The 25049-nt window shown below is 70.4% G+C and carries 26 protein-coding genes; 14 read left to right on the plus strand and 12 right to left on the minus strand.

The genetic code is table 11. The features are described from left to right. The first annotated feature begins 35 nt into the window (after positions 1-35). The 3 genes from B0I28_RS06380 to B0I28_RS06390 are packed head-to-tail and all read left to right on the plus strand — an operon-like array spanning position 36 to position 2745. The gene (locus B0I28_RS06380) at positions 36-1295 is read left to right on the plus strand and encodes a sensor histidine kinase (RefSeq protein ID WP_219926597.1); all 1260 of its coding nucleotides are present in this window, start codon (positions 36-38) and stop codon (positions 1293-1295) included. Further along, positions 1283-1942 (plus strand): response regulator transcription factor, encoded by a 660-nt coding sequence (locus B0I28_RS06385; RefSeq protein WP_106362958.1) that lies wholly within the window; start codon positions 1283-1285, stop codon positions 1940-1942. Before B0I28_RS06380 ends, B0I28_RS06385 begins: the two co-directional genes overlap by 13 nt. Next, complete coding sequence (locus B0I28_RS06390; RefSeq protein WP_106362959.1) at positions 1939-2745, plus strand: DUF4097 family beta strand repeat-containing protein; 807 nt, start codon at positions 1939-1941, stop codon at positions 2743-2745. Before B0I28_RS06385 ends, B0I28_RS06390 begins: the two co-directional genes overlap by 4 nt. A 208-nt stretch (positions 2746-2953) precedes the next feature. Here the strand turns inward: B0I28_RS06390 and B0I28_RS06395 are convergent, their stop codons facing one another. Continuing rightward, positions 2954-6001, minus strand: coding sequence for an AfsR/SARP family transcriptional regulator (locus B0I28_RS06395; protein WP_181245661.1), 3048 nt, complete (start codon positions 5999-6001; stop codon positions 2954-2956). 219 nt (positions 6002-6220) lie between these two features. On the opposite strand from B0I28_RS06395, the gene B0I28_RS06400 reads away from it, so the two are divergent. The 5 genes from B0I28_RS06400 (at position 6221) to B0I28_RS06420 (ending at position 9266) form a co-directional block, all read left to right on the plus strand. After that, positions 6221-7135, plus strand: coding sequence for a hypothetical protein (locus B0I28_RS06400; RefSeq protein ID WP_146147985.1), 915 nt, complete (start codon positions 6221-6223; stop codon positions 7133-7135). A gap of 226 nt (positions 7136-7361) precedes the next feature. Continuing rightward, complete coding sequence (locus B0I28_RS06405) at positions 7362-7715, plus strand: hypothetical protein (protein ID WP_106362962.1); 354 nt, start codon at positions 7362-7364, stop codon at positions 7713-7715. A gap of 138 nt (positions 7716-7853) precedes the next feature. Beyond that, complete coding sequence (locus B0I28_RS06410) at positions 7854-8180, plus strand: MoaF-related domain-containing protein (RefSeq protein ID WP_106362963.1); 327 nt, start codon at positions 7854-7856, stop codon at positions 8178-8180. 47 nt (positions 8181-8227) lie between these two features. Next, a complete protein-coding gene (locus B0I28_RS06415) occupies positions 8228-8566 on the plus strand; it encodes a hypothetical protein (RefSeq protein WP_106362964.1) in 339 nt (112 codons plus the stop codon). An 82-nt stretch (positions 8567-8648) separates the two neighbouring features. Continuing rightward, entirely contained in the window at positions 8649-9266 is a 618-nt protein-coding gene (locus tag B0I28_RS06420; RefSeq protein ID WP_106362965.1) for a GNAT family N-acetyltransferase, read from the plus strand. Here the strand turns inward: B0I28_RS06420 and B0I28_RS06425 are convergent. From B0I28_RS06425 to B0I28_RS06440, 4 genes are all read right to left on the minus strand, one after another. Continuing rightward, a complete protein-coding gene (locus B0I28_RS06425) occupies positions 9253-9915 on the minus strand; it encodes a pentapeptide repeat-containing protein (RefSeq protein ID WP_106362966.1) in 663 nt (220 codons plus the stop codon). The two genes, B0I28_RS06420 and B0I28_RS06425, sit on opposite strands and share 14 nt — an antisense overlap. A gap of 98 nt (positions 9916-10013) precedes the next feature. Beyond that, on the minus strand, positions 10014-11291 hold the full coding sequence (locus B0I28_RS06430; RefSeq protein ID WP_106362967.1) for a hypothetical protein: 1278 nt from the start codon (positions 11289-11291) through the stop codon (positions 10014-10016). A 594-nt stretch (positions 11292-11885) separates the two neighbouring features. Continuing rightward, positions 11886-12137 carry a DUF397 domain-containing protein gene (locus tag B0I28_RS06435; protein WP_106362968.1) on the minus strand — a complete coding sequence of 84 codons (252 nt, stop codon included), beginning with the start codon at positions 12135-12137 and terminating at the stop codon, positions 11886-11888. Then, a complete protein-coding gene (locus B0I28_RS06440) occupies positions 12100-12900 on the minus strand; it encodes a Scr1 family TA system antitoxin-like transcriptional regulator (protein ID WP_181245662.1) in 801 nt (266 codons plus the stop codon). The genes B0I28_RS06435 and B0I28_RS06440 overlap by 38 nt, the downstream gene beginning before the upstream one ends. A gap of 266 nt (positions 12901-13166) precedes the next feature. On the opposite strand from B0I28_RS06440, the gene B0I28_RS06445 reads away from it, so the two are divergent. Together B0I28_RS06445 and B0I28_RS06450 are read left to right on the plus strand one after the other, a co-directional pair. Beyond that, entirely contained in the window at positions 13167-13475 is a 309-nt protein-coding gene (locus tag B0I28_RS06445; RefSeq protein ID WP_106362970.1) for a hypothetical protein, read from the plus strand. Beyond that, positions 13465-13755, plus strand: coding sequence for a hypothetical protein (locus B0I28_RS06450; protein WP_146147986.1), 291 nt, complete (start codon positions 13465-13467; stop codon positions 13753-13755). Before B0I28_RS06445 ends, B0I28_RS06450 begins: the two co-directional genes overlap by 11 nt. A gap of 197 nt (positions 13756-13952) precedes the next feature. Here B0I28_RS06450 and B0I28_RS06455 read toward each other — a convergent pair whose 3' ends face one another. Then, positions 13953-14645 (minus strand): EF-hand domain-containing protein, encoded by a 693-nt coding sequence (locus tag B0I28_RS06455; RefSeq protein ID WP_106362972.1) that lies wholly within the window; start codon positions 14643-14645, stop codon positions 13953-13955. A gap of 168 nt (positions 14646-14813) precedes the next feature. After that, positions 14814-15725, minus strand: coding sequence for a lytic transglycosylase domain-containing protein (locus B0I28_RS06460; protein ID WP_106362973.1), 912 nt, complete (start codon positions 15723-15725; stop codon positions 14814-14816). A 156-nt stretch (positions 15726-15881) separates the two neighbouring features. Between B0I28_RS06460 and B0I28_RS06465 the strand changes: the two genes are divergently transcribed. Then, positions 15882-16844, plus strand: coding sequence for a TIGR01777 family oxidoreductase (locus B0I28_RS06465; RefSeq protein WP_106362974.1), 963 nt, complete (start codon positions 15882-15884; stop codon positions 16842-16844). On the opposite strand, the gene B0I28_RS06470 is transcribed toward B0I28_RS06465, so the two are convergent. The 3 genes from B0I28_RS06470 to B0I28_RS06480 all read right to left on the minus strand — a co-directional run bounded on the left by B0I28_RS06470 (position 16841) and on the right by B0I28_RS06480 (position 19923). Next, positions 16841-17506, minus strand: a complete 666-nt coding sequence (locus tag B0I28_RS06470; protein WP_106362975.1) for a YoaK family protein — start codon at positions 17504-17506, stop codon at positions 16841-16843. The genes B0I28_RS06465 and B0I28_RS06470 overlap by 4 nt on opposite strands. A 46-nt stretch (positions 17507-17552) precedes the next feature. Further along, positions 17553-18959: a choice-of-anchor A family protein gene (locus B0I28_RS06475; protein WP_106362976.1), complete on the minus strand. Its 1407-nt coding sequence runs from the start codon at positions 18957-18959 to the stop codon at positions 17553-17555. A 109-nt stretch (positions 18960-19068) separates the two neighbouring features. Beyond that, positions 19069-19923 (minus strand): TetR/AcrR family transcriptional regulator, encoded by an 855-nt coding sequence (locus tag B0I28_RS06480; RefSeq protein WP_106362977.1) that lies wholly within the window; start codon positions 19921-19923, stop codon positions 19069-19071. Positions 19924-19997: 74 nt separating this feature from the next. On the opposite strand from B0I28_RS06480, the gene B0I28_RS06485 reads away from it, so the two are divergent. Continuing rightward, positions 19998-21221 (plus strand): MFS transporter, encoded by a 1224-nt coding sequence (locus B0I28_RS06485; RefSeq protein WP_106362978.1) that lies wholly within the window; start codon positions 19998-20000, stop codon positions 21219-21221. 28 nt (positions 21222-21249) lie between these two features. After that, complete coding sequence (locus B0I28_RS06490) at positions 21250-21630, plus strand: carboxymuconolactone decarboxylase family protein (protein ID WP_106362979.1); 381 nt, start codon at positions 21250-21252, stop codon at positions 21628-21630. Positions 21631-21674: 44 nt separating this feature from the next. Here B0I28_RS06490 and B0I28_RS06495 read toward each other — a convergent pair whose 3' ends face one another. Continuing rightward, positions 21675-22184, minus strand: coding sequence for a hypothetical protein (locus B0I28_RS06495; RefSeq protein WP_106362980.1), 510 nt, complete (start codon positions 22182-22184; stop codon positions 21675-21677). An 86-nt stretch (positions 22185-22270) separates the two neighbouring features. Here B0I28_RS06495 and B0I28_RS06500 point away from each other — a divergent pair, with 86 nt between their 5' ends. Next, complete coding sequence (locus tag B0I28_RS06500; protein WP_106362981.1) at positions 22271-23764, plus strand: hypothetical protein; 1494 nt, start codon at positions 22271-22273, stop codon at positions 23762-23764. Here the strand turns inward: B0I28_RS06500 and B0I28_RS06505 are convergent. Further along, positions 23761-24888: a DUF5925 domain-containing protein gene (locus tag B0I28_RS06505; RefSeq protein WP_425433433.1), complete on the minus strand. Its 1128-nt coding sequence runs from the start codon at positions 24886-24888 to the stop codon at positions 23761-23763. The two genes, B0I28_RS06500 and B0I28_RS06505, sit on opposite strands and share 4 nt — an antisense overlap. Positions 24889-25049 lie beyond the last annotated feature (161 nt).

Genomic DNA, 25049 nt, shown 5'->3' on the forward strand with positions numbered 1-25049 from the left:
TGGCGGGAGCTGCGGATCTGCTTAATGTTCTAGGCATGGACATAGCAATGCCGCAGGCGCTCCCGTGGCGTCGAGCGCCCCGCGTGATCGTGCGGGGGCTGTGGGACGGCCGGACCTGGCTCGCCCTCGTACACCTGGTGGCCGGGTCGGTGATCGGCACGCTCGGCGGGATCGTCATCGGCGTGCTGTTCGCCATGGGCGCGGCGGGTTTCGTCACCCTCGTCCTCCCGGCGATCGCGCTGGCCGCGATCCTGCTCGTCAGCGCCGCGCTCACGATCGTCCAGCGCGCCCGCCACACCGCCTATCTCGGGATGGAGTGGCCCGAGGACCAGTCGGCGCCCGTGACGTTCACGCCCCGCTCCCTCCTCGGCGTCGTCCGGGCCGCGAAGACCTGGCGCCAGTTCGCCTACCACGTGATCGCGGGCGTGTACGGGTTCTTCGCAGGGCTCATCGCCTTGACCGCGTGGACGATCGCGCCCGCCATGATCGCCTCGCCGATCCTCGGCATCCGCTCGGGCCTCGGGCTCCGGCACTTCGTGCTGTTCCTCGGCGGCGTGGTCCTCCTGCTCGCGGCCCCGTGGATCACGCGCGGCCTCTCGGAGCTCGACGCGCTGTTCGCCCGCCAGCTCCTCGTGGGCACCACCCGCGCCCAGCAGCTCGAACTGCGCGTCACGGACCTCACCGAGAGCCGTCACTCCACAGTCGACGCCGCGGACGCGGAGCGGCGCCGCATCGAGCGGAACCTCCACGACGGCGCGCAGCAGCGCCTCACCTCCCTCGCCATGAACCTCGGCATCGCCCGCGCCACCCTCACCGACCTCCCCGAGGAGGCCAAGCGCGCCCTCGCCGAAGCCCACGAGGAGTCGAAGCAGGTCCTCACCGACCTGCGCGACCTGGTGCGCGGCCTGCACCCCGCCGTCCTGGAGGACCGGGGCCTTGACGCCGCGCTGTCGGCGGTCGCCGCGAGGTCGCCGATCCCGGTGCGGCTCAAGGTCGACATGGACCGGCGCGTCGCCCGCGACGTGGAGGCCGTGGCGTACTTCGTGGTCTCCGAGGCGCTCACGAACACCGCCCGCCACGCGGGCGCCGAGCACGCCGCCGTCGAGGTGACCCTCACCGGGGACGTGCTGCGGCTGAAGGTGATCGACGACGGACGCGGCGGCGCCGACGCCGAGAACGGCACCGGCCTCAAGGGACTGTCCGATCGCGTCAGGTCCGTCGACGGGACGTTCAAGCTGACCAGCCCGCTCGGCGGGCCCACCACCATCGAAGCGGAGCTGCCATGCGCGTCGTGATCGCCGAAGACTCTGTCCTCCTCCGGGAGGGCCTCGCCCGGCTCCTGGAGATCGGCGGGATGGAGGTCATCGACACCGTCGGCGACGCCGAGGCCCTGCTCCGCTCGGTCGAGCGCGACTGCCCCGACCTGGTCGTGGCCGACGTGCGGATGCCGCCCGACCAGAGCGACGAGGGCGTGCGGGCCGCGCTGGTCCTGCGCCGCAGCTACCCCGACCTGGCGATCCTCATGCTCTCCCAGTACGTGGAGGAGCGGTACGCGGTCGAGCTGCTCACCGGGCAGATGCGCGGCATCGGCTACCTGTTGAAAGACCGCGTCGCCGACGTCGAGGAGTTCCTGGACTCGCTGCGCCGGGTCGCCGACGGCGGCACCGCGCTCGACCCGGAGGTGATCTCGCAGCTCCTGGTCCGCCGCGACGGCGACGAGCTCGACCGCCTGACGCCGCGCGAGCGGGAAGTCCTGTCGCACATGGCGGAAGGCCGCTCGAACGCCGGGATCGCGGCGGTCCTGTTCCTCTCCGAAGGGGCCGTGAGCAAGCACATCAACTCGATCTTCTCGAAGCTCGGACTCCCGCCCACCGACAGCGGCAACCGCCGCGTGCTCGCCATTCTCAAGTTCCTGCAAGGCAACGCAAAGGACCGGTCATGATCGACACCCCGACCAAGCCCGCGGCCGACTCGCCCGACGCCCCCGGCCAGCCCGCCTACCCCGCCCGCAAGGTGTGGTGGATCGTCGGCGGCTCCATCACCGGCGCCGCCCTCGTCACCGGCTTCACGATCTTCGGCGCCTGGGCCTGGGCCGTCTCCAACGAGGACGACAGCATCACGCGCACAGAGGAGTTCGACCGCGCCGTGAGCGCCGTCGACGTCACCGCCGACATCGGCGACATCGAGTTCGACGCCGCCCGCGGCACCGCCCTCGACTTCCGCCTCGAATCGACCTGGCGCGGACGCGAACCCGAGACCTCGGAGGAATGGAGCGGCGACCTGCTCTCCGTCAGCGGCGAATGCGACGACGGCCGCCTCCTAGGCATCGACATCGACCAGTGCCAGACGAACTACACCCTCGGCCTGCCCGCGGGCGCCGACGCCTCGGGCGACGCCGGGGTGGGCGACATCCGCCTCGACGGCCTCGACGGAGACGTCGACGTCATCACCGGCATCGGCTCGATCACCGGCACGAACCTGCGCACGACCGGCGTGACCGTGGAGAGCGGCGTCGGAGACGTGGACCTCGAATTCGACGCGGTCCTCGGCGACATCGCGGTCGACGCTGGAGCCGGAGACGTGGTCATCACCGTCCCCGACGACGGCACCACCTACGACGTGCGGGTCGACGGCGGCGTCGGCGACCAGGACATCCGGGTCGCGACCGACCCGACCGCCGACGCCGACTACGTCATCGAGGTGGCCAGCGGCGTCGGCACCGTCACCGTGAAGTACGGGATCTGAACGCCCCCACCGGGAGCGAAAGGCGAGACCGCAGCAGGAAACCGGAGCGGCCCCGCGCGATGCGCGGGGCCGCTCAAGCTTGACCGCTCCGGCCGGGGACGGCCTCGGGCGGTCCCGCGAAAAGCGCGGGTCGCTCCGGCGCGGCCGTGCCGCTCCGGCCGCAGGGCACGTCAGCGCCGCGCAAGGCGCGGCGACGGCGCTCCCTCCGCTATTGCGCCGCGCCGGTCAGCTCGGCGACCGCGCTGTCGCGCCCGAGCTTCGCTCCGGCGTCGTACGCCTCCTCGAACGCTTTGTCGCCCAGCGCTTCACGGGCCCGCTCCTCGGTGCGCAGCTCCGTGTCGTATCCGCGGCCGTCGTCGATCCCGAGCAGCGCCCGAGCGAAGCCCAGCAGGCGGGCGGCACGGGCGGCGTCGTCGTCCAAGAGCGCCGCCGCGGCGGACACGCGGCAGGCCATCGCGAGGTCCGCGACCGCCGCGCCCTCGATGTTCGCGGCGGAGATGGCCGCGACGGCCTCCGGGCGGCCCTCGCCCTGGAGCAGCACCACGAGGTCCTTGAACGAGGAGGTGAGGACTTTGATCCGCTCGCCGAGGCCGGTCGCCCCGTCAAGGGCCCCTTCGATGTCGGGGATCACGGCGATCGCGTCGCGGTAGCGGCCCTCGCTGATGAGCACCGGCAGCTGGAACCACCGCGCGTACGCCATCGAGTTGGGCTCCCGGACCGTGTCGGCGAGCGCGATCGCCCGTTCCAACGCCTCGTGAGACCCCTCGACGTCGCCGTTGCGGGCCCGCCACAGCGCGAGTTCCGCGTACGCCTCGCTGGCGTCACCGTAGGTGCCGAGTTCGTCGAGCAGCCGGGCCGCTTCGTCGGCCGCCTGCACTCCTTCTTCAAGGCGCCCTTCCCATCCGAGACGCTCGGCCTTGATGCGCAGCGAGGACGCGAGGCCCCACCGCTCGCCGATCTCCGCGAACACGGCTTCGGCGCGGTCGGCGGGCGCGGCGCCTTCGAGGCCGCGCGTCTGGCTCTCCCCGGCGGCCTCGATGATCAGCGCGGTGCCGAGCTCCCAGCCCTCCAGGCCGCGCCCGTCGGCGGGCCCGGCGTCCGGGAGGAACGCGGGCGCCATCGTCACCAGGAACTGGCCCGGCGCACCCGGTTCGAGCGCTTCGCCCTTCGCGATCCCCGCCCTGATGTCGTCTTGTCCCGCAAGGAATCCGCCCTTCGCGGTCGCGGCGACGCCGGAGACGATGAGCGCCGCCGACTGGAGGTGCTCGGGGATCTCGGCCGGGACGGCGAGCACCGCTTCGGCCCAGTGCCGGAACTCGGAGTAGCTCCCGCGCAGCTGCCAGTACCAGAACAGGGCCGCGAGCATCCGCAGCCCGGTCTCGACGTCGGCGGTGGCCGCGGCGCGGCCGATGACGGTGACGAGGTTGCCGTGCTCGGCGGTCAGGCGGGCCATGGCGGTGATCTGGGCGGCGGTGCGCAGCTCCTGGTCGGAGCGCTCGGCGAGTTCGATGCAGCGCTCGGCCATCTCGTCGGCCATCGCTTCGGCGTCGCCGCTCTCTTCCAGGCGCGCAACGGCGTAGGAGCGGATCGTCTCCAGCATCCGGTACCGCTCGCCGTCGCGGTCCACAAGGGATTTTTCGACGAGTCCGGCGAGCGCGTCGAGGTCGTCGACCCGCTCCAGCGCGACCCCGGCGGGGTAGACGCACAGCCGCATGGCAAGGGCCCGTTCGGTTTCGGACAACAGGTCCCAGCTCCAGGCGATGACCGCGCTGAGGGTGCGGTGCCTGGCGGGCGCGGTCCGGTCGGATCCGGCGAGGAGCGCGAACCGGTCGTCCAGTCTGGACGCGATCTGCGCCGCGTCGAGCGCCCGCATGCGCGCGGCGGCGAGTTCGACGGCGAGCGGCAGGCCGTCGAGTCGGCGGCAGATCTCCACGACCGCGTCGATGTTCGAGTCGTCGAGCTTGAAATCGGGCCTGACGGCCGCGGCCCGCTCGCAGAACAGCCGCACGGCCGGACTCGACTCGGGGTCTTCAGTGGACAGCGGCAGGGGCGGGATCGGGAACAGCCGCTCCCCGCCGATCGCGAGCGCCTCGCGGCTGGTCGCGAGGATGCGCAGCCGCGGGCACGCGCCGAGGAGGCGCGAGGCGAGGTCGGCGACCGCGTCGAGCTGGTGCTCGCAGTTGTCGAGGACGATCAGCGCGTCCTGCCCGCCGAAGTACTCCTCCAGGCGGGCGGCGGCGCCGTGCGCCGAGGGCTCCAGCAGGCCCGACTCGCGGGCGCCGATGGCGCGGAGCACGGCCGGGGCGACGTCGGACCCGTCGGTGGTCGAAGCGAGCTCCACGAGCCAGACCCCGTCGGGCGCACCGCCTTTCGCGGCGATGGCCGCGGCGGTCTCGACCGACAGCCGGGTCTTCCCGGCCCCGCCGGGCCCGGTGACGGTGACCAGCCGCGCGGCGGCGACGGCGTCGGCGAGCGACGCGAGGTCGTCTTCGCGCCCGACGAAGCTCGTCAGCAGCGACTTCAGGTTCGAGCGCCGCGCGGGCTTCGGCGCGGGCGCGGAGGACTGGCGCAGGATCTGGAGGTGCAGGTCGGCGAGCTCGGAGGACGGGTCGGCGCCGAGCTCGTCGGCGAGGCGCTCGCGGGTCTGCTCGTACACGTCGAGGGCCTCGGCGGGGCGGCCGGTCGCGTAGAGCGCGCGCATGTGGAGGGCCTGCCAGCGCTCGTCGAGGGCGTGGGCGGCGGCGAGGGGTTCGAGTTCGGCGAGCACGTCGGTGCCGGTGGCGACTTCGAGGGCGAGCCGCTCGCGGGTGGTCTCGGTGCGCAGGCGCTCCAGTCTGAGGGCTTCGTTCTGGGCGAACCGGTAGTCGAGGAGGTCGGCGAGCGCGGGGCCGCGCCAGAGCCCGTCGGCTTCGCGGAGCGCGGTGAGATCGCCTCCGCGCCTTCCGGTCTCGGCGAGCCGCTCGAACCTGACGAGGTCGACGTCGCCGGGTTCGACGGCGAGCTTGTACCCGGCGGCGCCGCGCACGACCTTGTCGGCGCCGATGGCGCGGCGCACGCGCGACACGAGGGCCTGGAGGGCGTTCGCGGAGGTCGCGTCGTCCTCCCAGATCGCGTCGATCAGCGTGTCGGCGGAGACCTCCCGTCCGGCTTCGAATGCGAGCCGCGCCACGAGCGCGCGGAGTCGTGCTCCGGCGAGGTCGAGGGGCTGGTCCTTGTCGTCGCGGATGTCGAACGGACCTAGAAGGAGTACGCGCATGCGGGCAAGTCTGCCCTGCCCCACTGACCACATCAGGACTCGGCCCGGCCTGTCTTGACGCTCCCTTGACGCCTCCCCCGTGAACGCCATCACATATCACCCGATCGGGGACGACGGGTCGAAAAGCGTCGTACCCCGTCGATAACTTCGGGTGAGCAACTGAATACCGCATCGGATCTCCGGGCCCGGTGCGACAGACGATCGGACGGTGAGATGACCATGACGACTTCATCCAGCAGCTCCCAGATCCACACCGCGACCACCCTCGACCCCTACCCGCCGGAACCGGCGGCCCGCCCGGCCGCGGGGCTTGCGGAGGCCGCGACGCCGGCAGCGGCGGGGCCGCCCGGCCCGGCGGCGGTCGCAGAGGCCCTCAGCTTCGAGACGATCCCCATCGAGCTCCTCCGCGAGCACTTCACGAAATGGCTGATCGAAACCCTCATCCAGGCTCACTTCCCGACAGAGCCGAAGCCGAAGCGCGCCAAGGCGGCGAACCGCCCGCCGACCCGAAAACGCGAAGGTCCGCTCACCGACGCAGCACTCCCGCCACAGCAGCCGGAATCGCCGCGATTCACACCGACTGCCGCGCTGATCGAATCGACGTCCGCCGCGCGTATGGCGCCTCCGGCCGACCTGGCGCAGGTCCAGTCGCCGGTCGCGGCTTCGGGCCTCGCCAACTCGCCGGTCGGCGTCCTGACCGTCTCGCGGATCGCCGCTCCGGCCTCGACCGACCTGTCGATCGAGGCATCGGCGTCCTCGGCTCGGCCGCAGTATGTGCGGATGGGGGACAAGTCGGTGTGGCTGACGAAGCCGATGCTGCGGGCGCGGGGGTGGACCGAGTCGGCCATCCGCGACTTCCTGCCGGGTCCTGAAGCGCTGAAGCCGAATCCGCGGTTCGCGGTGTCGGGCGCGCCGATGCCGGTGTGGCGGCCCGCCACGGTCGCCAAGGCCGAGTCCGACCCGAAATGGCGGGCCTGGCTCGAACGCTCGCTCCAGCGGCGGCAGACCACCCTCGCGGCCCTGGCCGACTCCCCGGACCAGGAGTTCCGCACCCGCCTCGAACTCGCCGACCAGGCCATCAAGGACAGCCTCGTCCCACCGACTCTCCTCGAATCCCTGGGGCCCGCCATGTGAGCGCTCGCGCCGCCGCTGCCTGCTGACGAGGGCGCAAGCGGTCGGCGGCGGCGCGATCACCGGGGAGGGCCGAGGGAGAGCCAGGGGACGGGCGCACGGCCGCGGCGCGATTGACGGCACGATGCCGTGAGTCCTATAGTGCTAACATCCTAGTTAAATAGAGAAATCCTCCCCTTCTCTGGCCGGATCCACGCGCGATCCGGTCGTCCACAAGGAGCAACCCCTGATGAACACCCTCAAGAAGATCGCGAAGTGGACCGGAATCGTCCTCATCGGCGCATGCGGCATCGTGCTGCTCGGAGGCGGCAAGATCACCTCCGGGACGCTGATGGTCGTCACGGCCTTCCTCCTGGTCGTCCTGGCCGGGAAGCACCTGGTCCCCCGCTGGGTCGGCATCGTCCTGGTGTGCGCCGTGCTCGGTCTCGTCGCATGGAACATCTCCACCACCGACCTCCCCGGCGAGGTGAGCGGCAATGCGATGGCGTGCACTGAAGTCGTCGACACCCCCGAGACCGGCATCAAGTTCCTCGACCAGGTGCTGTACATCTTCGGCGGATTCGCGGCCCAAGCGGAGCCGTAGAACCCGCCCCGGACCCCGCCGGGGCCGCGAGGCCCCGGCGGGATTGGGGAGCGGGGGAATCGGGAAAACGGAGGTTTCAGGGCGGGCCGGATCTTAGGTTGGAGGTCGGTTCGCGGGGAATCGACAAGGGGGATCGTGATGAGTGATTTCGCGTTCGCGGGCAAGACGTTCGTGATCCGGCTGGACAACGGCGTCGTACTGCACAACATCTTCGGAGCCGAGGGCAACAAGCTCCAGTACGCCGAGATCGACGGCGCCTCGGAGGGCGCCTCCGGGACCGTCGACCTGCACGTCGCCGAGGTCTCGCCGAAGGTCTACCTGCTCGGATGGAACGAGGTCACCGGCACCGCGGTCACTCACGTCATGAACTTTCACGACCGCACGATCACCGGCTTCTGGTCCTTCGACGAGAACGGCGGCCGGACCGGCGAGGTCCACTCCGGGACCTTCGAGGACCTGGACTAGCGGCAGCCGCAGCTGGGAGAAGATCAGTCCGAACCGAGGAGGACCTCATGATCGTGAACGTGGACAGGTCGAGCGTCGCGATGGGCGACGACATCTACCCCCACGACGAGGCAGTCGACCTGTCCGAGTCGAGCACGATCGCCGAGGCCGTCGCCTCCCTGCGCGTGCGCGGGTACCTGCCGACCATCGCGGGCGGGCGCGCCACCTGGCTCCTCGAAGTGAACGGCAGGCCCGCGGCCGTGATCGCGCAGCAGTGGCCCGAGCCCAAGTTCGCCGTCGACCCGTCCGACACCCTCGGATCGTTCGGCGGCCCGGTCTCCCTCATGTTCAAGTACCGGGCCCAGATCGACCCCGACGATCTCTACAGCACCCTCTCCGGGGACTGACCGCCGCGCTCGCATAGTGGAATCGCGGCGGCCCGGCGGGTCCGAGGCGGCTTATGCTCCTGGTCGATCAAGGAGGGCCGCAATGGGATTCGTGCTTGACGGGCCGACGTTGGACGGGTCGCTGGTGCGGCTCGAACCGCTGGAGCAGCGGCATGCCGCCGAGCTGGCAGTAGCCGCCGAGGAGGGCCGGGAGTCTTACGGGCACACCTGGGTTCCCCGCACCTCCGAGGTCGCCGGTTACGTCGAGGCCCAGTTGGAGCGGCGCGATTCGGGGCGGCTCGCTCCGTATGCCCAGGTGTCCCGCCAGACCGGGCTGGCGGTCGGAGCGACCGCGTTCTGGGACCCGCGCCTGCATCCCGACAGCGGCGAGCTGTTCGCCATCGAAGTCGGGTTCACCTGGCTCGCGGCCTCGGCGCAGGGGACCGGGATCAACGCCGAAGCGAAGCTGCTGCTGTTCACGCATGCGTTCGAGACGTGGAAGGTGGAAAGGGTCGACCTCAAGACCGACGCGCGGAACCTCCGGTCCCGGGCCGCGATCGAGGCGACCGGCGCGCAGTTCGAAGGCGTGCTCCGCAACTGGTCGAAGTCCTGGGCGCCCGGCGAGGACGGCAGGCTGCGCGACTCGGCCATGTACTCGATCATCGCGCCGGAGTGGCCCGAGACCAAGTCCCGTTTGCAGGCCAGGCTCAGGCGAGTTTGAAACCCGCCGCCGTCGCCAGCTCCCCGGCGATCTCCACTGCTTGATCCGCTGTTATCAACGCTCCCTTCAGACTCATGAGACCGGTGATGCCGCCGAGTTCGGACCGGCGCAGGTCGCAGCCCTTCGCGTTCGCGACCCGCGAGAAGTCCGCCCCCGGGAACGAGCACTCGATGAACACCGCCTTGGAGAGGTCCCCGAGGAACGTCGCGTTCGTGAACCGGCACCGCTCGAACACCACCGGCCCCTTCGCCGTGCCGATCGAGATGCCCGCGAAGTCCGCCCGCGAGTCCGCGACGTAGAGGTCCTGCACCAGCGAGAACTGCGCCTGCCAGCCCACGAGCTGGCTCTCGGTGATCTCCAGTCGGCGAGCAGTCACCTGCTCCCAGCGCGCATTGGACAGCACCGAGTGGTCCACCGCCACATCGACCACCTCGAACGGCGACAGCACCGCCCCCGACAGGTCGCTGTTGCGGATCAGCGAGCCCTCCAGGCTCCCGTCCCCCTGGGCCTCAGTCCAGTCCGCGCCCTCGACGACCCGCTCGCTCCACTCGAAGTCGTAGTCCGGCCCCTCCTCCAGAGGACGCAGCCGCTCCGCCTCGACCAGCGGCCTCCGCATCGACAGCTTGTCGTCGATCTTCCTGAACTTCACCCGGTGCCTCCTCGCTCGACCCCCGGCAGGCTACGCCACCCCACCGACAATCCCGGCGAGGGAAGAGCTGGCCGCTTCATTACCTGTGCTTGCGGTGGTCAAGGGAGCATCTGCACCAGGTCCTTGACCGCGACCTGCTGGGAGACCAGGAGCCACAGGAGGAGGGCGACCAGGGCGACCTTGACGAATAGGCCGGTGGCGCGTTCGGTGAGGTCGATTCCGGCGGAGAGGCGGGGGACGCGCGCCGGGGCGTCTTCGGGGCGGGCGTCTTCCTGGAAGCGGTGGAGGCGCTGTTCGGTCTCGGCGAGGTACGCCGTGTCGGCCGTGCCTGCAAGGACGATCGCCATGCGGGACAAGGTCTCCTCGACTTCGGGCGGCACCGAGACGAGCATTGAATCGTGGCCGGACAGGTGCTCGCGCAGGTGCGCCACGCTCAAGGAGAGCAGGAGTGCAGTGGGGTGTTCGACGCCCGGGCCCGCCCCGGCCCGGAGGTGGCGGGCCTGACGTTCGGCTGCGAAGGCGACGGCCTGCAATACCCTGCGCCGCTTGCCGGAAGCGTCGGCCACGGGGCGCTTCGCCGGCTTCTCCGGCAGGGACGCCAGGAACTCCGACACCTGGTCGAGCGCATGCCAGCGCCGCAGCCGCGAGCGGAGCAGCCGTTCGAACGCCCAGAGGCAACCGGCGGCCGCCGCGGTGCCGAGCAGAGCGATGAGGAAGGCGTGCCGATTCTCTTCGCGCGGTTCGGGAGACAGCACGAACTGGCTCCAGAGGAGCAGGACCGTCAGGGCTGCGGAAAGCAGCCCGATCCGTGAGAAGAGGTGGAGGCGGTAGACCTCCTTCGCCGCCTCGAATCGGCTCTGCGCATCTGTGTGCGCTTCGGGCAGCGGGAGCTTCGGGGCCCAGACGTACCAGGACTTCCCGTCTGAGTACATCCACTTGAACGGCCGCATGAACCCCAAGGGGCTCAGCAGATACGCGAAATAGAGGCAGACGAGCACCGTGAAGACGCCCAGGTCGCCCTGGAGCGGCGACGTGTCGGTGTACGCCTGAACCACGAGCAGGATGAGGTACACGCCCGCCGCGGTGATCGCGAGCGACAATGCGAACAGGAACGGTATGCCGAAGACGCCGTCGATCAGCGCCATCGCGGTCTTGAACCACCGCCCGCCTCTGGTCTGACGCATTCGGTACGCGCGGAACATGTACTTGGTCGCGACGAGCGGCCCGCGCTCTCCGAGGAGCTGCGCCCATCGCTCTTCGAGCGCGCGGATCAGGATGCAGAAGATCCAGCCGAGGAATCCGAACAGCAACAGCTGCAGCAGGAACAGGCTGACAGTGGCAAAGAGGACGGTCGCAGCGAATTCGAGTGCGTACATGCGAAGGGCACTCCTGGAGGGGGAGACAGGGCCCAAAGATGATACTGCGACTGAGCGCGAAGCGGGGGATCACCGAGACCCGCGGAGGCGGTCGGCGAGGCGGCGGATTGCTGCGGTGATCGGGCCTCGGGGTTGGGGGCGGGGGCGGGGGTGGTGGGCTTCTGCGAGGGGTTCTGAGGCTTGGAGGAAGCGGTCCCAGGCGAGTTCTCGGAAGTGGGGGAAGGAGTCGGGAGCTTCGTAGCGGCGGTGGCGGCCGGTGCGGTGGTCGCGGCGGTAGGTGTTGTCGGGGCGCCAGGGCCAGGGGCCGGGGTCAAAGGCGTCGTAAGGGGTGGTGCGGAGAATGTACCCGGATGGGTGGGTCGTGAGCTGTGTCGGACGGTTTTTGGGCGCAGTCGGCTGCGGTATCGTCGAACACGACATAGAAGGCTCTGCCTTTCTTGTTGCAAGCCGCCCGGTGGTCAAAGTTGGTAGCTACGAGCCACTGGGCGGCGTTTTTTATGGACGGTGTAAAGAATGAACACCGCCCACGGGATTGTCAACCCCATGTGACGGTGTGTCGCGAAGTCTTATATGGATTTTGTTGGCGCGGCTGGGTTAGCGCGCGGCCCGCAGGAGGCTCTTGAAGTCGGCGAGCGCGAGGTCGAAGACCGGAGACTCGTTGCCCAGCTTGGAATCCCGCACGTGCATTCCGTCAGAGTCGTTGCAGGCGGCCAGTTCCACGCAACTGGAGTTGTTGTCGCCGCCGCTGTGCGAGCTCTTGCGCCAGGCCCGACGGAGCTCGACACAGTCGGAGTTGTTGTCGCCGCCGCTACGGGTGCTCTTCCGCCAAGCCGTCACGTCGGTCATCGAGGTACTCCTTCAACGCGATCGATTTACCCAGGAGGATGTTCCAGAGGTCATCGTATCGCTTGATGCGAGTGTCTTCCTCGATGCACCAGCTGTTGTCCCATACCTCGGTGTACACGAAGTCAGGGCCGCCATGCTCTGCTTCGCCAGCGCGGTAGATCGAGAAGGCGGTGGCCCCTTCGGGGTACAGCGTGGCCACGATCCGGATCTCCCAATTCGGGAGCGAGTCGAGATACTGAAGTCGTTTGAGTTGGGCGAGACGATCGGGCTCGCTGAGGAACCGCAGGTTCCTGAGCGCCACATCGCTGATGATGAGCACGACCTTGGGTTCGTCCGTGCGGGCGAGGAGTGCTCTGGAACGCTCCAGCTTGAACTTCCAGCCTCGTTTGAGCTGCGCGGCGGTGTAGTTCTGGGTCATGGGCACGACGCCGAAATGGTAGGCGCGGGTTTGGGCGATGCCCGGGATCAGGTACGGGTCCCACTTGCAGATCACGCCGTTGTACATCTCGGCGAACTGGAGGCACAGGGCGTTGAACCGCCGGTCGGCCTGGAAGTTCTTCTGCGCCTCGTTGCGGGCGATGTCCTCCATGTAGTTGCTCAGTTCTTGCGGGATCTTCAGGTACTTCGCAAGCCCTAGCACCTCGCCCACATCCGGGCACTTCTTCGACTTCTCCCATCGCGCGACGGTCTGGTAGTTGACTCCCAGGAGAGCGCCGATGTACGCCTGCGTTCTCCCGCGCAGCTCGCGGTAGTGGTGGGTCACCCTGCCCGGGAACCACTTTGCGAGATGTGATTGCGCCATGCGGTGCTGCCTCTCCATGAAGTGCTCGCACTGTCCAACCTCCGATGATGACATTGCGTTGTGGATGAGTCATCCCCTGTCAGAGTGGGGTCGATGACGAATTCTGATTGGGTCAGTTTTCGTCACTCAGAACTCGGCAAATGAAGGCCCTGTTCAGGGGCTTGCGATGCGCTTATGTTGGTGGTGGGAAGAGCGCATCGAAACCGAGTCCGAAATGGAGGATGGCGATGGGTGGACCGAAGCCCGATGAGTCGGGGCGAGAGGCGTTGGAGCGCGGGGAGTTCAGCGACGGCCGGACGGAGTTCAAGGTCCGGGCGTCGAGTTCCGTTGCGCCGGAATCGTTTCAGGTGTACACGGAGGGGAACCCGGTCGATATCGTGCTGATCGTTTCGGGGCTGAACACCGGACACCTGCATGCGACCTGGGGTGCGAAGTGGCGGGCCGCCACGCCTGAATGGAAGGTGTGGCTGGAGGACGCCGCGTTCAAGGTGTTCTACACCGGGCGCGGGATCGGGGTGCGGTTCTGTGACGGCTGAGACCGGGGAAGTGCACTCCGGCGACGACGGCTGGCTCGGCGACTTCTCCAGGGGGCCAGCGGTGTTCGCGGTCTACCGGGAGATGGAGGCGGCGCATCCGCTGTCGCCTCCGGAGTACCGGATCGAGTGCAACGACGGGGCCGGGCCGCGGGTGATCTGTCGGATTCCCGACGGTTCCGATCCGGCGCCGGAATGGCTCGGCGCGTGGGAGGGCGACGAGTGGTGCGAGTGGATCCTGAAGCAGGCCCTCGGCCTGATCAAGCGGCCGCGGAACCGGTAAGGGGCCGTTCGGCTTCATAGGCCGCCCGAGGTGCAGGAGTAGCCCTAGGGCCCCTGACTCGGGCATGAGAAGGGCCGGCCGATGCTTGGTGGAGCATCGGCCGGCCCGTTCGTCTGCGCGAATCCTACATCCTATAGGAAATAGGATCCTCTGCTCGAATCCTACATCCTATTTCCTATAGGATGTAGGATCGCCGGTCAGAAGTCGGCCGGGGCGAGGATCGGGCTGCCGACCTTGCCCATCAGGTCGTTCGTCGGGTGGTTGCGCTCGCTGCCGAGGAAGAAGCTGAAGATCGTTCGGCGCCATTCGTCGGGCGAGATGCGGTTGTCGTGGTCGGCGTCGAGGAACTCGAAGAGTCGGTGGCTCTCTATATAGTCGACCCCGTTCCAATTGCGAAGGAGGTGAACGAACTCGCCGGAGCTGATGAGGCCGTCGCCGTCCTCGTCGGCGATCGCGAAATAAGCGTCGGCGATAGAGGCGAGCTTGGCGGCAGCCGTGATGCGGTCAGCGAGCATGTGCTCGGCGAGCGCGTTGCGAAGCTGGCGACGGGTGACGCGGGCGTCATCGCCATCCGCGGCCGGGGCGATGAACTCCGTCCACAGGCGCTGCGTGGCCTCGCGCAGCTCCAGGCCCATCGGGCTCTCGACCGGGACGCCGCGCGCACCGAGCACGCGGTCGGCGGCCTGGCGCAGGTTCTCCTCGGCGATGTAGTCGTTGCCGTCGACGTCGAGGGTGTCGAACCAGCGGTCGAACTTGTTCCGGCTCACGCTGCCTACGATCGGGCGGCGGCGGCGCCTGACCGTGGCGACGACCGCGGCCCCTGCCGCGATCGTGCCTGCGGCGACGGCGCCCGCGACCAGTGCTTTCTTGGTGTTCGAGTTTCGCGGCATGGATTCGGCCTCCCGTTGCTGTTCCCTTTCGCGTTCCCTGTCCAGGTCGGATCGTGCCATGGCGGGAGGGGCCGGGGACTGAAACGGCCGATCCGGGCGGCGGCCGGAGCGCGCCCGGAAATCGTAGATCCTATATCCTATAGGATATGTGATTCGGTACGGCCGGAGTCATTCCCAGGGGCGCAGGTCGAGCAGGGCGCGGACGGTCTCGATGTACTGGAGGTTCGTGTACCCCGAGCCCGAGTCGAGCGCGGTCTCGACCGTGCCGAACCCGGCCTGGTAGGCCGAGATGACGGAGTTGAGCAGGCAGGTCTCCTGGTGGTCGGGGATCGCGTCGTCGCGGGAGCAGTCGTCGGCGAGGGAGTAGGCGCCGGGGTCGGGGGCGTCGAAGTAGTTGACCGCGAAGTACTTGGCGAGCCATTGGATCTGGGCGCTGCCGAGCATGGCGTTGTCGTGAGTATCGGTGCGGTCGAAGTCGGTCTCGAAGCGGGTGTTGACGAACTCCTCGGTGTCCGGCTGGATCTGCATGAGGCCGGTGCCGCCGTCGCAGGCGACGATGTCGGACTGCCAGCCGGACTCCATCCAGGCGATGGCTTTGACCAGGTCGGCGGAGAGGTCGACGCTGGAGTTCGTCCAGAACTGGGTGCCGGCGGCGTCGGCGAGGGCGGCTTCGACGTCGGCGGCCGAGTCGCGGCCGCCGTCGAGGTAGGTGGTGCAGGGCGGGTGCTCGGAGGGCGGGACGGTCGGGAGGGCGTGCTCGGTGGCCTCCTCCTCGGTCTCGGTGCCGATCGGGGGGTTCGGCTCGGGGTCGGTGGTGGGCGCGGGGTCGGTGGTGCGGGGTTCCCAAGCGGGGGTGGGGGACTCGGTGACGGCGTCGTCGGTCGTGGTGGCGGCGACCGGGTCGTTCCCCGAGCCGTCGGGGAGGAACAGGAACACGGCGACCGCCGCGGCGCCCAGGAGCAGGACGAAGGCCACGAGCCAGGTGCCCGCGCCGCCGTCGGGGTCGTGGCCCGGGTCGGGGTCGGAGTCGGGTTCGAGGTCGAGGCCGATCTCCTCGGGCTCGGGGGAGGGGTCGCTCATGGAGGGGTCCTGTCTGCACTTGTGACTACTCCATGAAGCGTACCGACCACGGGCGGGCGGCAGGGTACTCCGAACGGGCGGATCACGCTAGCGCCGAGATCATAATTGAACGTGTTCAAGAATCGGGGTATGGTTGTGCCATAAGGAGGAACCCCCATGAAGATCGTCATCCCCGGAGGCACCGGCAACCTCGGCGCCGTCCTTGAACGCGGCCTCCTCGCAGCAGGCCACCGCATCACGATCCTCACCCGGAACCCGATGCGGCCCAATCATCTGCACTGGGACGGGCGGACGCTCGGGCCCTGGGCCGACGCCCTCGACGGCGCCGACGCGGTCATCAACCTGGCCGGGCGCAGCGTGAGCTGCCGGTACACGCGCGAGCACCTCGACGAGATGACCGCTTCGCGGGTCGACTCGACCCGGGTTGTGGGGCAGGCGATCGCAGCCTCGGCGCGTCCGCCCGCGGTGTGGCTCCAGGCCGGCACCGCGACGATCTACGCGCACACCCAGGGGCGGCCCAACGACGAGGCGACCGGGGTCATCGGCGGCGGCGAGCCCGATGCGCCCGCGTACTGGGCCGAGAGCATCGCCATCGCACGGGCCTGGGAAGCGGCCCTCGCCGAGGCAGACACGCCCGGGACGCGGAAGGTCGCGATGCGGACGGCGATGGTGATGAGCCCGGACCGCGGGTCGGTGTTCGACGTGCTGTCGCGGATGGTGCGGTGCGGGCTCGGCGGGGCCGTGGCGGGCGGGCGGCAGTTCGTGTCGTGGATTCACGAAGCCGACTTCGTGCGGGCCGTGGAGTTCCTGCTGGAGCGCGGCGATCTCGCTGGCGCGGTGAACGTGTGCGCCCCGCATCCGCTGCGGCACAAGGACTTCATGCGGATCCTGCGGCGCGCAAAGGGTGTGCGGTTCGGGATCCCGGCGACGCGGTGGATGGCCGAGCTGGGCGTGTTCGCGCTGCGCACCGACACCGAGCTGCTCCTCAAGAGCCGCCGGGTGGTGCCCGCGCGGCTGGAGGCCGCCGGGTTCCAGTTCGAGTACCCGGCCTGGGAGGCCGCGGCCGGGAACCTCGCGTCGGGGAATGTGTCGGTCACGGAGCGTACGCTCGCCGCCTAGCCCTGGAGGCGGTCCTCGATGAACCCGGCGACCGCCATGAGGGCGGCGACCGCGGCGGCGGTCCAGCAGACGGCGCTGAACGAGACGGCGTGGGCGAGCACGGAGCCGAGCCCGGCGCCGACGAGGTAGACCGCCCACACGCCCGCTTGGAGGCGGGCCGAGCGGAGGTCGTCGCGGGTGCCGGACAGGTTGACCGACAAGGCGATCAGGGTGCCGGTGAGAACCGTGGTCGTCACCCCGGCGAGGCCGATCCGCGCGGCGTGAATGCTCTGCACGCCCATCGCGAACGCCGCCAAGGCGATCGCGACGTTGAAGTTGCCGGAGAGCCCGGCCAGGGCGAGGAACACGACCTCTGCGACGAGAAGAGCCGGAACGCCGAAGCTGGTGAGGACGTGCCTGCGGGTCGCGAGCGACGCGGCCACCGTGCCGGCCGCGAACCCGCCGAGCGAGCACAGCGGGCCGATCGCGGAGAGGGAGTCGCCGCGGCCGGTCAGCTCCCCGGAGACCGCGACCGCCAGGAGCACGGCGTTCCCGGTCTGGTTCGCGACGAACTGCTGGCCGAGGCTGAGGAACCCCGCCCCGTCGACCGCACCGGCGAGCGCGGTCAGCACGAGCGCCGTCCACGCGTGGGCTCCGGCGCGGTCGATCGGGGCGGACGTCATCGGTGTTCCTCAGCCTTCCTCACTGGTGCATGGCGATCGACGGCCCTCAGCTCTCCCTGCGCTTGCGGCGCATCGACGCCGCGACCACCGCGCCCGTGCCGAGGAGGATGAGCGCCGCCGCGCCGAACGCGATGGGGCCCAAGGAGGAGCCGGTCGTCGCGAGCGGCGAGAAGCCGCCGCCGCTGGTGGTCGAGTCCGTGCCGCCGGACGGGGAGCCGGTGTCGCTCGTGGCGTCGCCGGTCGTCGGGCCGCCGCTGGTGGGCCCGTCGGAGGTGGGCGCGTCGCTGGACGGGGTGTCCGTGGTCGGCGCGTCGGTGGTCGCGTTCGTCGAAGGCGGCACGTCGTCCTCGCAGGCCAGCTCCGCCGCGAACGGGAACTGGTGGATCTCGCCGCCGCTGAAGCCGATGTCGCCGTGGACGGCGTTCTTCGCGATGATCTGGCCCTCGACGTTCGAAGCGCTCAGGTCCGTGTAGTCGGCGTCGGGGGCGAGGATGCTGCCCTCGACCGTGTCGCCGCCGGTGAGGGTCAGGTGCGAGGTGTCGTTGAAGTTCCACAGCATGTAGGGGGCGCCGTTCCCGCCGCCCGCGCCCGGCTGGTTCTTGACGAACCAGTCCATCTCGCCGCCGGTGCCGGAGGTGTCGACGTTGATGAGCAGGGGCGTGTCCGCGGTGGGCTGGTTCGCGAAGACGAGCTCGGTCATGTTGTTCAGATCCTCACCCGTCACGTTCAGGACGTTGGTGACACCGGGTTCGAGTGTGATGCGGATCTGCGTGCCCGGCTGGACCTCGCCCTTCGGGATCACGGTCATGCGGTCGTTCTTCATCTCGACCTCGTGCGCATCGCAGGCGTACAGATCGCTGGCGTTGGCCCGGAGTTGGGCGAACGCCGCAGCGAAGTCGATCGGCGAGGACTCGACCGACGAGAGCGGCTCCTGCGTGTCGAGTTCGATCCGCGGCGTGGAGTTGTACCCGGCGCCGTCGGCGACGACGTGCGTGTTCACCGAGGCGTTGTTGCTGTCGGTGTTCAGGGCGTCGGAGCCGGTGAGGTCGCCGATCTTCACATAGTTGTGGACCTGCACGACCGAGGTCGCCGGGTCCTGCGTCCAGTCGACGCGGCCGCCGACGACCAGGCCCGACTGCTCGGCGTCCCCGGGCGCGATGAAGGTGCCGGCCTCGTGGATGTTCACGTTGTACGAGCCCTTGACGACCAGGTTCCCGCCCGTGGCGACCGGGCCCTCCGACTCGGTCGAGACGAGGGTGGTCTCGTTCTCCACGAACGAGTTGAAGTCGAGGGCGGGCGCGAGCGGGTCGTAGGTGACCGTCGCGGCCTGGGCGGTCGGGGCGGTGCCCGCGGCGTTGAAGGCGATGGCTGTCGCGGCGGCGGCCGCGGTGAGCGTCGCCGCCCCCGCGAGTGAGAGGCGGCGGGCCCTGCGGCCCCGGGTCTTCAAATGCACGTGTCCCCCTTGGGTGCTCGATGGTCGTCGGCCGGGGGAGCCGGGCCTGAGCCTAACGGCGGGGGCGGGCCGGGGCGGCGAGTGAAACGCGCGGCGGCCCGGCGGATGTTCACTCGTTCAGGAGACGCAGTACCACTGGGCGGGACACGGTGCCCGCGACCTGTTTCGCGAGGTGGTTCGCGCTGGCGCCCGCGGCGTTGGCGCGGCGGAGGGCGGCGCCGAGCTCGTCGCGGGCGGCGTCGGCCTCGGCCTGGGCGCGGCGCAGGTGCTCGGCGGCGGCGGCGACCTCGTCCTCCGGGTCCTCGGGCGGGGCGGGCGCGGTCTCGGGGGTGAAGGCGTTCGCGGCGTTCTCGGCGAAGGGCACGAGGAGGGCCTTGATGGCGTCGACGTCGTTCATGCGGTCGCCGAGCATGAGGCTGCGCAGCTGCGGGACCAGGTTGAGCCAGTTGGGGATGCCGCAGATGAGGAGGGTGATGAGGCCCGCGCGGAAGGCGTCGTCGGTGGCGAACCGGTCCATCGCGGCGTCGAGCTTGCGATCGTAGTGGGCGCGGCGCCAGCCGTCGATGTCGTGGGCGTCCTCGCCGCGGTGCAGGCCCTCCCAAGTGAGCAGGCGCAGGAGCTGCGGGTGCTCGCGGTGGTAGTCGTAGAGGCGGAGGACGAACGGGCCGACCCGGCCGTCGTTCCAGAGGGGGTCGACCATGTCGGTGAACTCTTTGAGCGCGTCGATGAGGACGGCGTCGAAGAGCTTGTCCTTGGAGCCGAAGATCCCGTAGATGCGCTCCTTGTTGACGCCCGCGGCCTCGGCGATGCGGTCGACGCGGGCGCCCGCCAGGCCGCGCTCGGCGAACTCCTCGCGGGCGGCGCACAGGAGGGCGGTCCTGGTGGCGTCGGAGCGCTTGGCCTCGTGCTTGGGCTCCGGCTCGGCCCCTCGGGCGGCCCCGGGTTTGGCGGGTGCGGTCGGCATGAGTCCCAGGTTACCAGATTCACAACCAACTATTTGGTTGACATGGGGCCGCGGACGGGCCTACATTTGGCCGCATGACAGCATCCACCACCGCGTCATCCGTCCGGTATGTGTCCGCGGGACCTGCCGGGCGACCCAGGACCGAGTACACCCCGGCGCGCGTCGCCGTCCCGGTCTTCGCCTTCGCCGCGCTCCTCGCGACCGGCCAGATGTACACCCCCATACCCATGTTCGCGCAGATGGAGGCGTCATGGGACGCCGGGATCGGCGCGATGACCTGGATCATCTCCGCCTTCGCGTTCGGCTACGCCGGCGGGTTCGTGCTCTTCGGGCCCATGGCCGACCGGTTCGGGCAGCGCCGCGTGCTGGTCACCGGATTGATCGCCGCCGGGGTGGTCACACTCTTGACCGGTCTGGCGCCGACGCTGGCGGTCGCGATCCCGCTGCGGGTCCTCCAGGGCCTCGCCGTCGGCGCGATCCCGCCGGCCATGACCGCCTACGCCACCACCAGGATCGACCCGGCCCGGCGCGCGGTCGCCGTGACCGCGATCGTCACCGCGTTCCTCTCGGCCACCGTGATCGGCCAGCTCGCGGCGCAGGCCGTCGTCGGCTTCGCGGACTGGCGGTGGGTGTTCGGCGGGTCCGCGGTGCTCTTCGGGGTCGCGGCGCTCGCGGCCCTGCGGATCATGGCGCCCGACCAGGTGCGACCCGATGCGAACCTCGCGCGCAGCTACGCGGCGATCCCGCGGGTGCTGCGGATCGGGCGGCTCGTGCCGATGTTCGCCGCGGCCGCACTCGCCATGGGCTCCATGGTCGCCGCGTACACCGGGATCGAGCTGACCGGCGTCGTCACCGGCAGTGCCGGGCTGCTCGCGCTGCGCGCCAGCGCCCTGCCGGTGATGATCGCGCTGCCGTTCCTCGCCGTGCCGCTCGCGCGGCTGGACCGGACGACGCACCTGCTGGCCGGGACGGGCGTCGCCGGGGTCGCGATGGTCGGGGCGGCGTTCGCGGGCGGGGAGGTCGTGGCGCTCGCGTTCCTGCTGGCCGTGCTCGTGCTCGGCATCGGGATCGTGGGCCCGGCCATGAACCAGACCGCCGCGGAGGCGGGCGGGGAGCACCGGGCCGCCGCGACGTCGGTGGCGATGTTCAGCTTCTACGTGGGCGCCACCGTCGGGCCGCTGGCGGCGCGGGCCGTCGCGCCGCACGGGTTCTCCGCCCTCGCTTGGACGCTTGCGGCCGCGCTGTTCGTTGCAGCAGGATTGGCCTTGTGGGGCAAGAGGAAAGCCTCACGCGACTGAACATTTCAGACAGAGGAGGCCAACTCTGATGGAGCAGCAATACGAGCGCGGACTGAAGGCGCTTCAGTTCGTCTCGGGCGAAGCCGAACCGTCGGTCGTCACCTCCCTCGCCGACATCGCCCCCGAACTCGGTCGGCACATCGTCGAGTTCGGGTACGGCGAGATCTACTCCAATCCCGTCCTCGAACCGCGGGACCGGCAGCTCGTGACGCTCGGGGCCCTTGCGGCGCTGGGCAACGCGGCGCCGCAGCTGCGGTTCCACATCAACGGCGCGCTCAACGCGGGGTGCACCCGCGAGGAGGTCGTCGAGGCGCTCACGCAGATCGCGGTCTATGCCGGGTTCCCCGCGGCGATCAACGCGATGACCGCCGCCCGTGAAGTGTTCGCGGCGCGCGACGCCGAGGACTGACCGGGGCGGGGCGGGCGACCCCACACCGCCCGCCCCGCACCGGGTCAGCCGAGGGTGAAGCGCAGAACCGCGGCGCCGTCGGCGTCGATGCCGAGGAGCTGGACGAGCAGTTCGCCTGCGGCGGGCTCGTCGTCGAGCCCGCTGACGTCGCCAGGGCACTGCGACTGGAACGAGGCGCCGACGGCGCGGATCTCGCAGATCCCGTTGACCGAGCCGCCGACGGAGGCGCCGCCGTCGACGATCGCGAACTCGATGCCCTCGTCGGTGACGGCGGTGACCGAGAACGGGAGCGCGTCGCCGACCTCGATGTCCACCGGTTCGGCAACGGCCACTTCGCAGGCGCCGTCTTCGCAGGCGGCGTAGTCGGTGCCGTCGGCGGCGAGGGGGCCGGTGGGTTCGGCCTCGGTGGGCTCGGCCTGCGAGGTCTCGGCGGCGGTGGTCTCGGGTTCGGTCGCGGCGTCCCCTGACGGGTCGGCGCCGGGCTCCGCGCCGCAGGCGGACAGGGCTGCGGCGGCGAGGAGGGCGAGCGCGGTGCGGGCAGTGATGTGGCGCATGCGCCGACGGTAGGCGCGCGCGGGCGGGACCGGTCCCGGGCGGGCCGTGCTGCACTGGGGTTCCCGAGGGCCCGAGGAGTGCCGCCATGTACCCCTTTCCGATAGCGCCGCAGGCCATCCCGCCGCAGCCGCAGCCGCTCCGCGGCGATGCCGATCCGATCGCGGCGGTCGCCGGCAACGCGACGATGCTGGGGATCGGGTACATGCTGCTGCGGCGGCCGATCCTGGCCGTGGTGGCGCTGTGCGGCACCGGGTTCCTGACCTGGTCGGCGGCCGTGCAAGTCGAGAATCCCTTGTGGAGGTTCCTGCTTCCGGCGTGGGGGCTCGCGATGATCCTGCACGCGTGGTGGCTGACGCGGCGGACCGTTCCGTCCGTGCTGGTGGACCCGGCCGGGGCCGTGCGGCGGCTCCGGTTCTTCGCGGGCACTGCCGCGGCCCTGGTGCTGCTCTCCTTGGGCTGGTTCAGGATCGACGCGTGGTGGATCGTGCACGACGCCGAGGCCGCGCAGGCCGCCGGGGACTGCGAGGACGTGGTGGCGGCGCTCGGCACGCTCGACGCCGTGCACCGGGTCGCGTTCGGGCCGGTCACGACGCGCGGGGACGAGGAGCGGGAGGCGTGTGGAATCCTCCTTGCGGCCCTTGAGGAAGCGCCGTCGGAGGCCGCGGAGGGCCTCGGGGAGTACCTGGAGCACCCCGGGGCGCTGTGGGACGGCGCGGGGCCCGAGCGGGCCGCGCTGCTGCTCGAAGCGGCCGCCGAAGGCGGGGCGCTCGACCTGACCGACGTCGAGAACGCGTTCGCGCAGTTGGAGACCACGCTCGACGAGCACCCCGGGCAGGCGGGGGCGGTGCGCGGCGTCGTGGAGGCGTTCACGGCCGGCCTCGTCGACATGCCGCCCTGCCACGGGTACGCCGCCGACCAATGGCTCGCCGAACAGGACTGGGACGCACCGGAACTCGCCGAACCCGCCGCCGCCGCGGCGGCGGACGCGCCCGTGCGGACGCTCCGCTGCGGCCAGGAGTGGGCCGACGGCGGCGACCTGGAGACGGCCGCGGCCCTCTACCGCGAGTTCTTGACCGAGTATCCCGAGCACGAGCTCGCCGCGGAGGCCGCGGACGGGGTGCTCGACACCGGCTCGTACTGCGCCGACCCCGTCGCGTACCCCGGGGCGCCCGCGTACAGCGGCCGCGGGCCGCACCCGATGCGGTTGCAGGGCACCACGTCGGAGGACCGCGGCTTCCCCGCCGAATGGCTCGGCGAGGACGCGGCCGGGACCGAGCTCGTCGTGTGCGTCACCGCCGAGGTCGGCGACTACCAGGACTCGTGCCGGTACCAGCGGTCCGACGGGAGCACCCTGTGGGCCACCTTCTACGCGCACCGGTTCGACATCACCGCGTACGAGCTGCGCACGGGGGAAGAGGTCGCCGCGTACTCCCGGCAGATCGGCAAAGCCTGCCCGGACACCATGGACAACACGTACTCGACGGTCTACTTCTCGTACTCCGGCGACTTCATGTCGCTCGCGTCCGAGTACACCGACGCGGAGTTCCGCGGCATGTTCTCCGGAATTGTCGGAGCCTAGAGGTACTGTCCGACCTGCTGGTGGGGGACCTGGCGCTCGGTGCGGTGCGGGTCGGTGCCGCCGCGGCGGGCGTACAGCTCCGCGAGCGTCATGGGCTCGCGGACCTGGGCGCCGCCGAGCCAGTCGCTGGATTCGAGCGGCGACAGCTCGCCGACCTCGATCTGCGCGAGGCAGCGGCCGGGGCGGACCACGGCCGGGTGGAGGCGGTCGAGGCGCTCGTTCGTGGTGATCGCCACCATGATCTCGCGGCCCTGGCCGAGGAGGCCGTCCGTCAGGTTCAGCAGGCGCGCGAGCGACTGGCCCGACGCCTCCTTCGCCTCGCCGCGGATGAGCTCGTCGCAGTCCTCCAGGACCATGAGGCGCCAGTGCTCGCGGCGCGTCTCGCCCGGGGCGAGGTCCGTCTCGATCGCGAGGTCCATCTCCGACCCGATGATGACCTCCATCAGGTAGGACGGGTCCGCGAAGAACGCCTCCGGGTCGAGGACCGTGTCGACCTGGCACCACGGCGCCCACTCGCGGGCGAGGGCCCGCAGCGCGGTGGTCTTGCCGGTGCCGGGCGGGCCGTGGAAGAGCACGAGGCGGCCCGTCACGTCCGACGACTGGGTCGCCATGAGCTTCCCGAGCGCCGAACCGGCGCTTGAGGAGTAGTTGCGCTCGATCTCCGGCCAGCGCGGGGCGCTGATCGAGCGGGTCGAGCGGAACGGGCCGCGGGCCGAGCGGTACCAGAAGCCCATGTCGACCTTGTCCTCGCCGACCTCCTCGACCGAGCCGGTCCGGTCGGTGATGTACGCGGCGATCTCCTCAGCCCGCTCGCGGGTGACGGCCGTGACCACGGCCTGGCCGGAGCCGTCGCGCCAGCGCTGCGTGCGCAGCGTCCAGCCGTCGCCGGTGACGAGCTGGAGGAACGAGGTCCCCGAGATCGACCGGATGAGGGACCCGCCCTCGGGGATCAGGTCGACGTCGTCCGCGACCATGTCGAGCGCCCGGACGACCGCGTGCGGCTGCGCGCCGGTCACGTACGCGTCCAGTGCCATGAGGTTCAGCACGTTGGACGGGTCGTCCGAGCCGTCCAACGTGAAGTGCATGTTGCCCAGCACGCCGCCGCCTCCCTGGAGCAGGTTCATGATCTCACCGCGTCTTTCGATGATTCCCATCGCGATCCACCATAGAAAATACGGCTCCGCCCGCGTCGCTGCGACTGGCAATGCTCTTCGGACGGCGCCCCGTGATCGTGCCTTATGACCCCGACAGCGCGGATCGGCGCCCGCGGGGTTGGGCCGGGGGA

It is taken from the genome of Glycomyces artemisiae (assembly GCF_003002955.1).
GTDB classification, from domain to species: Bacteria; Actinomycetota; Actinomycetes; order Mycobacteriales; family Micromonosporaceae; genus Glycomyces; species Glycomyces artemisiae.

Bases quoted from the DNA above. Each gene is read 5' to 3' on its own strand.
- B0I28_RS06505 (WP_425433433.1), bottom strand. From the start codon at position 24,888: ATGAACCTGCTCCAGGGAGGCGGCGGCGTGCTGGGCAACATGCACTTC.
- B0I28_RS06455 (WP_106362972.1), bottom strand. From the start codon at position 14,645: ATGCCGCGAAACTCGAACACCAAGAAAGCACTGGTCGCGGGCGCCGTC.
- B0I28_RS06390 (WP_106362959.1), top strand. From the start codon at position 1,939: ATGATCGACACCCCGACCAAGCCCGCGGCCGACTCGCCCGACGCCCCC.
- B0I28_RS06410 (WP_106362963.1), top strand. From the start codon at position 7,854: ATGAGTGATTTCGCGTTCGCGGGCAAGACGTTCGTGATCCGGCTGGAC.
- B0I28_RS06430 (WP_106362967.1), bottom strand. From the start codon at position 11,291: ATGTACGCACTCGAATTCGCTGCGACCGTCCTCTTTGCCACTGTCAGC.
- B0I28_RS06385 (WP_106362958.1), top strand. From the start codon at position 1,283: ATGCGCGTCGTGATCGCCGAAGACTCTGTCCTCCTCCGGGAGGGCCTC.
- B0I28_RS06465 (WP_106362974.1), top strand. From the start codon at position 15,882: ATGAAGATCGTCATCCCCGGAGGCACCGGCAACCTCGGCGCCGTCCTT.
- B0I28_RS06435 (WP_106362968.1), bottom strand. From the start codon at position 12,137: ATGACCGACGTGACGGCTTGGCGGAAGAGCACCCGTAGCGGCGGCGAC.
- B0I28_RS06380 (WP_219926597.1), top strand. From the start codon at position 36: ATGGACATAGCAATGCCGCAGGCGCTCCCGTGGCGTCGAGCGCCCCGC.
- B0I28_RS06490 (WP_106362979.1), top strand. From the start codon at position 21,250: ATGGAGCAGCAATACGAGCGCGGACTGAAGGCGCTTCAGTTCGTCTCG.
- B0I28_RS06445 (WP_106362970.1), top strand. From the start codon at position 13,167: ATGGGTGGACCGAAGCCCGATGAGTCGGGGCGAGAGGCGTTGGAGCGC.
- B0I28_RS06405 (WP_106362962.1), top strand. From the start codon at position 7,362: ATGAACACCCTCAAGAAGATCGCGAAGTGGACCGGAATCGTCCTCATC.
- B0I28_RS06460 (WP_106362973.1), bottom strand. From the start codon at position 15,725: ATGAGCGACCCCTCCCCCGAGCCCGAGGAGATCGGCCTCGACCTCGAA.
- B0I28_RS06500 (WP_106362981.1), top strand. From the start codon at position 22,271: ATGTACCCCTTTCCGATAGCGCCGCAGGCCATCCCGCCGCAGCCGCAG.
- B0I28_RS06485 (WP_106362978.1), top strand. From the start codon at position 19,998: ATGACAGCATCCACCACCGCGTCATCCGTCCGGTATGTGTCCGCGGGA.
- B0I28_RS06415 (WP_106362964.1), top strand. From the start codon at position 8,228: ATGATCGTGAACGTGGACAGGTCGAGCGTCGCGATGGGCGACGACATC.
- B0I28_RS06470 (WP_106362975.1), bottom strand. From the start codon at position 17,506: ATGACGTCCGCCCCGATCGACCGCGCCGGAGCCCACGCGTGGACGGCG.
- B0I28_RS06420 (WP_106362965.1), top strand. From the start codon at position 8,649: ATGGGATTCGTGCTTGACGGGCCGACGTTGGACGGGTCGCTGGTGCGG.
- B0I28_RS06495 (WP_106362980.1), bottom strand. From the start codon at position 22,184: ATGCGCCACATCACTGCCCGCACCGCGCTCGCCCTCCTCGCCGCCGCA.
- B0I28_RS06480 (WP_106362977.1), bottom strand. From the start codon at position 19,923: ATGCCGACCGCACCCGCCAAACCCGGGGCCGCCCGAGGGGCCGAGCCG.
- B0I28_RS06395 (WP_181245661.1), bottom strand. From the start codon at position 6,001: ATGCGCGTACTCCTTCTAGGTCCGTTCGACATCCGCGACGACAAGGAC.
- B0I28_RS06400 (WP_146147985.1), top strand. From the start codon at position 6,221: ATGACGACTTCATCCAGCAGCTCCCAGATCCACACCGCGACCACCCTC.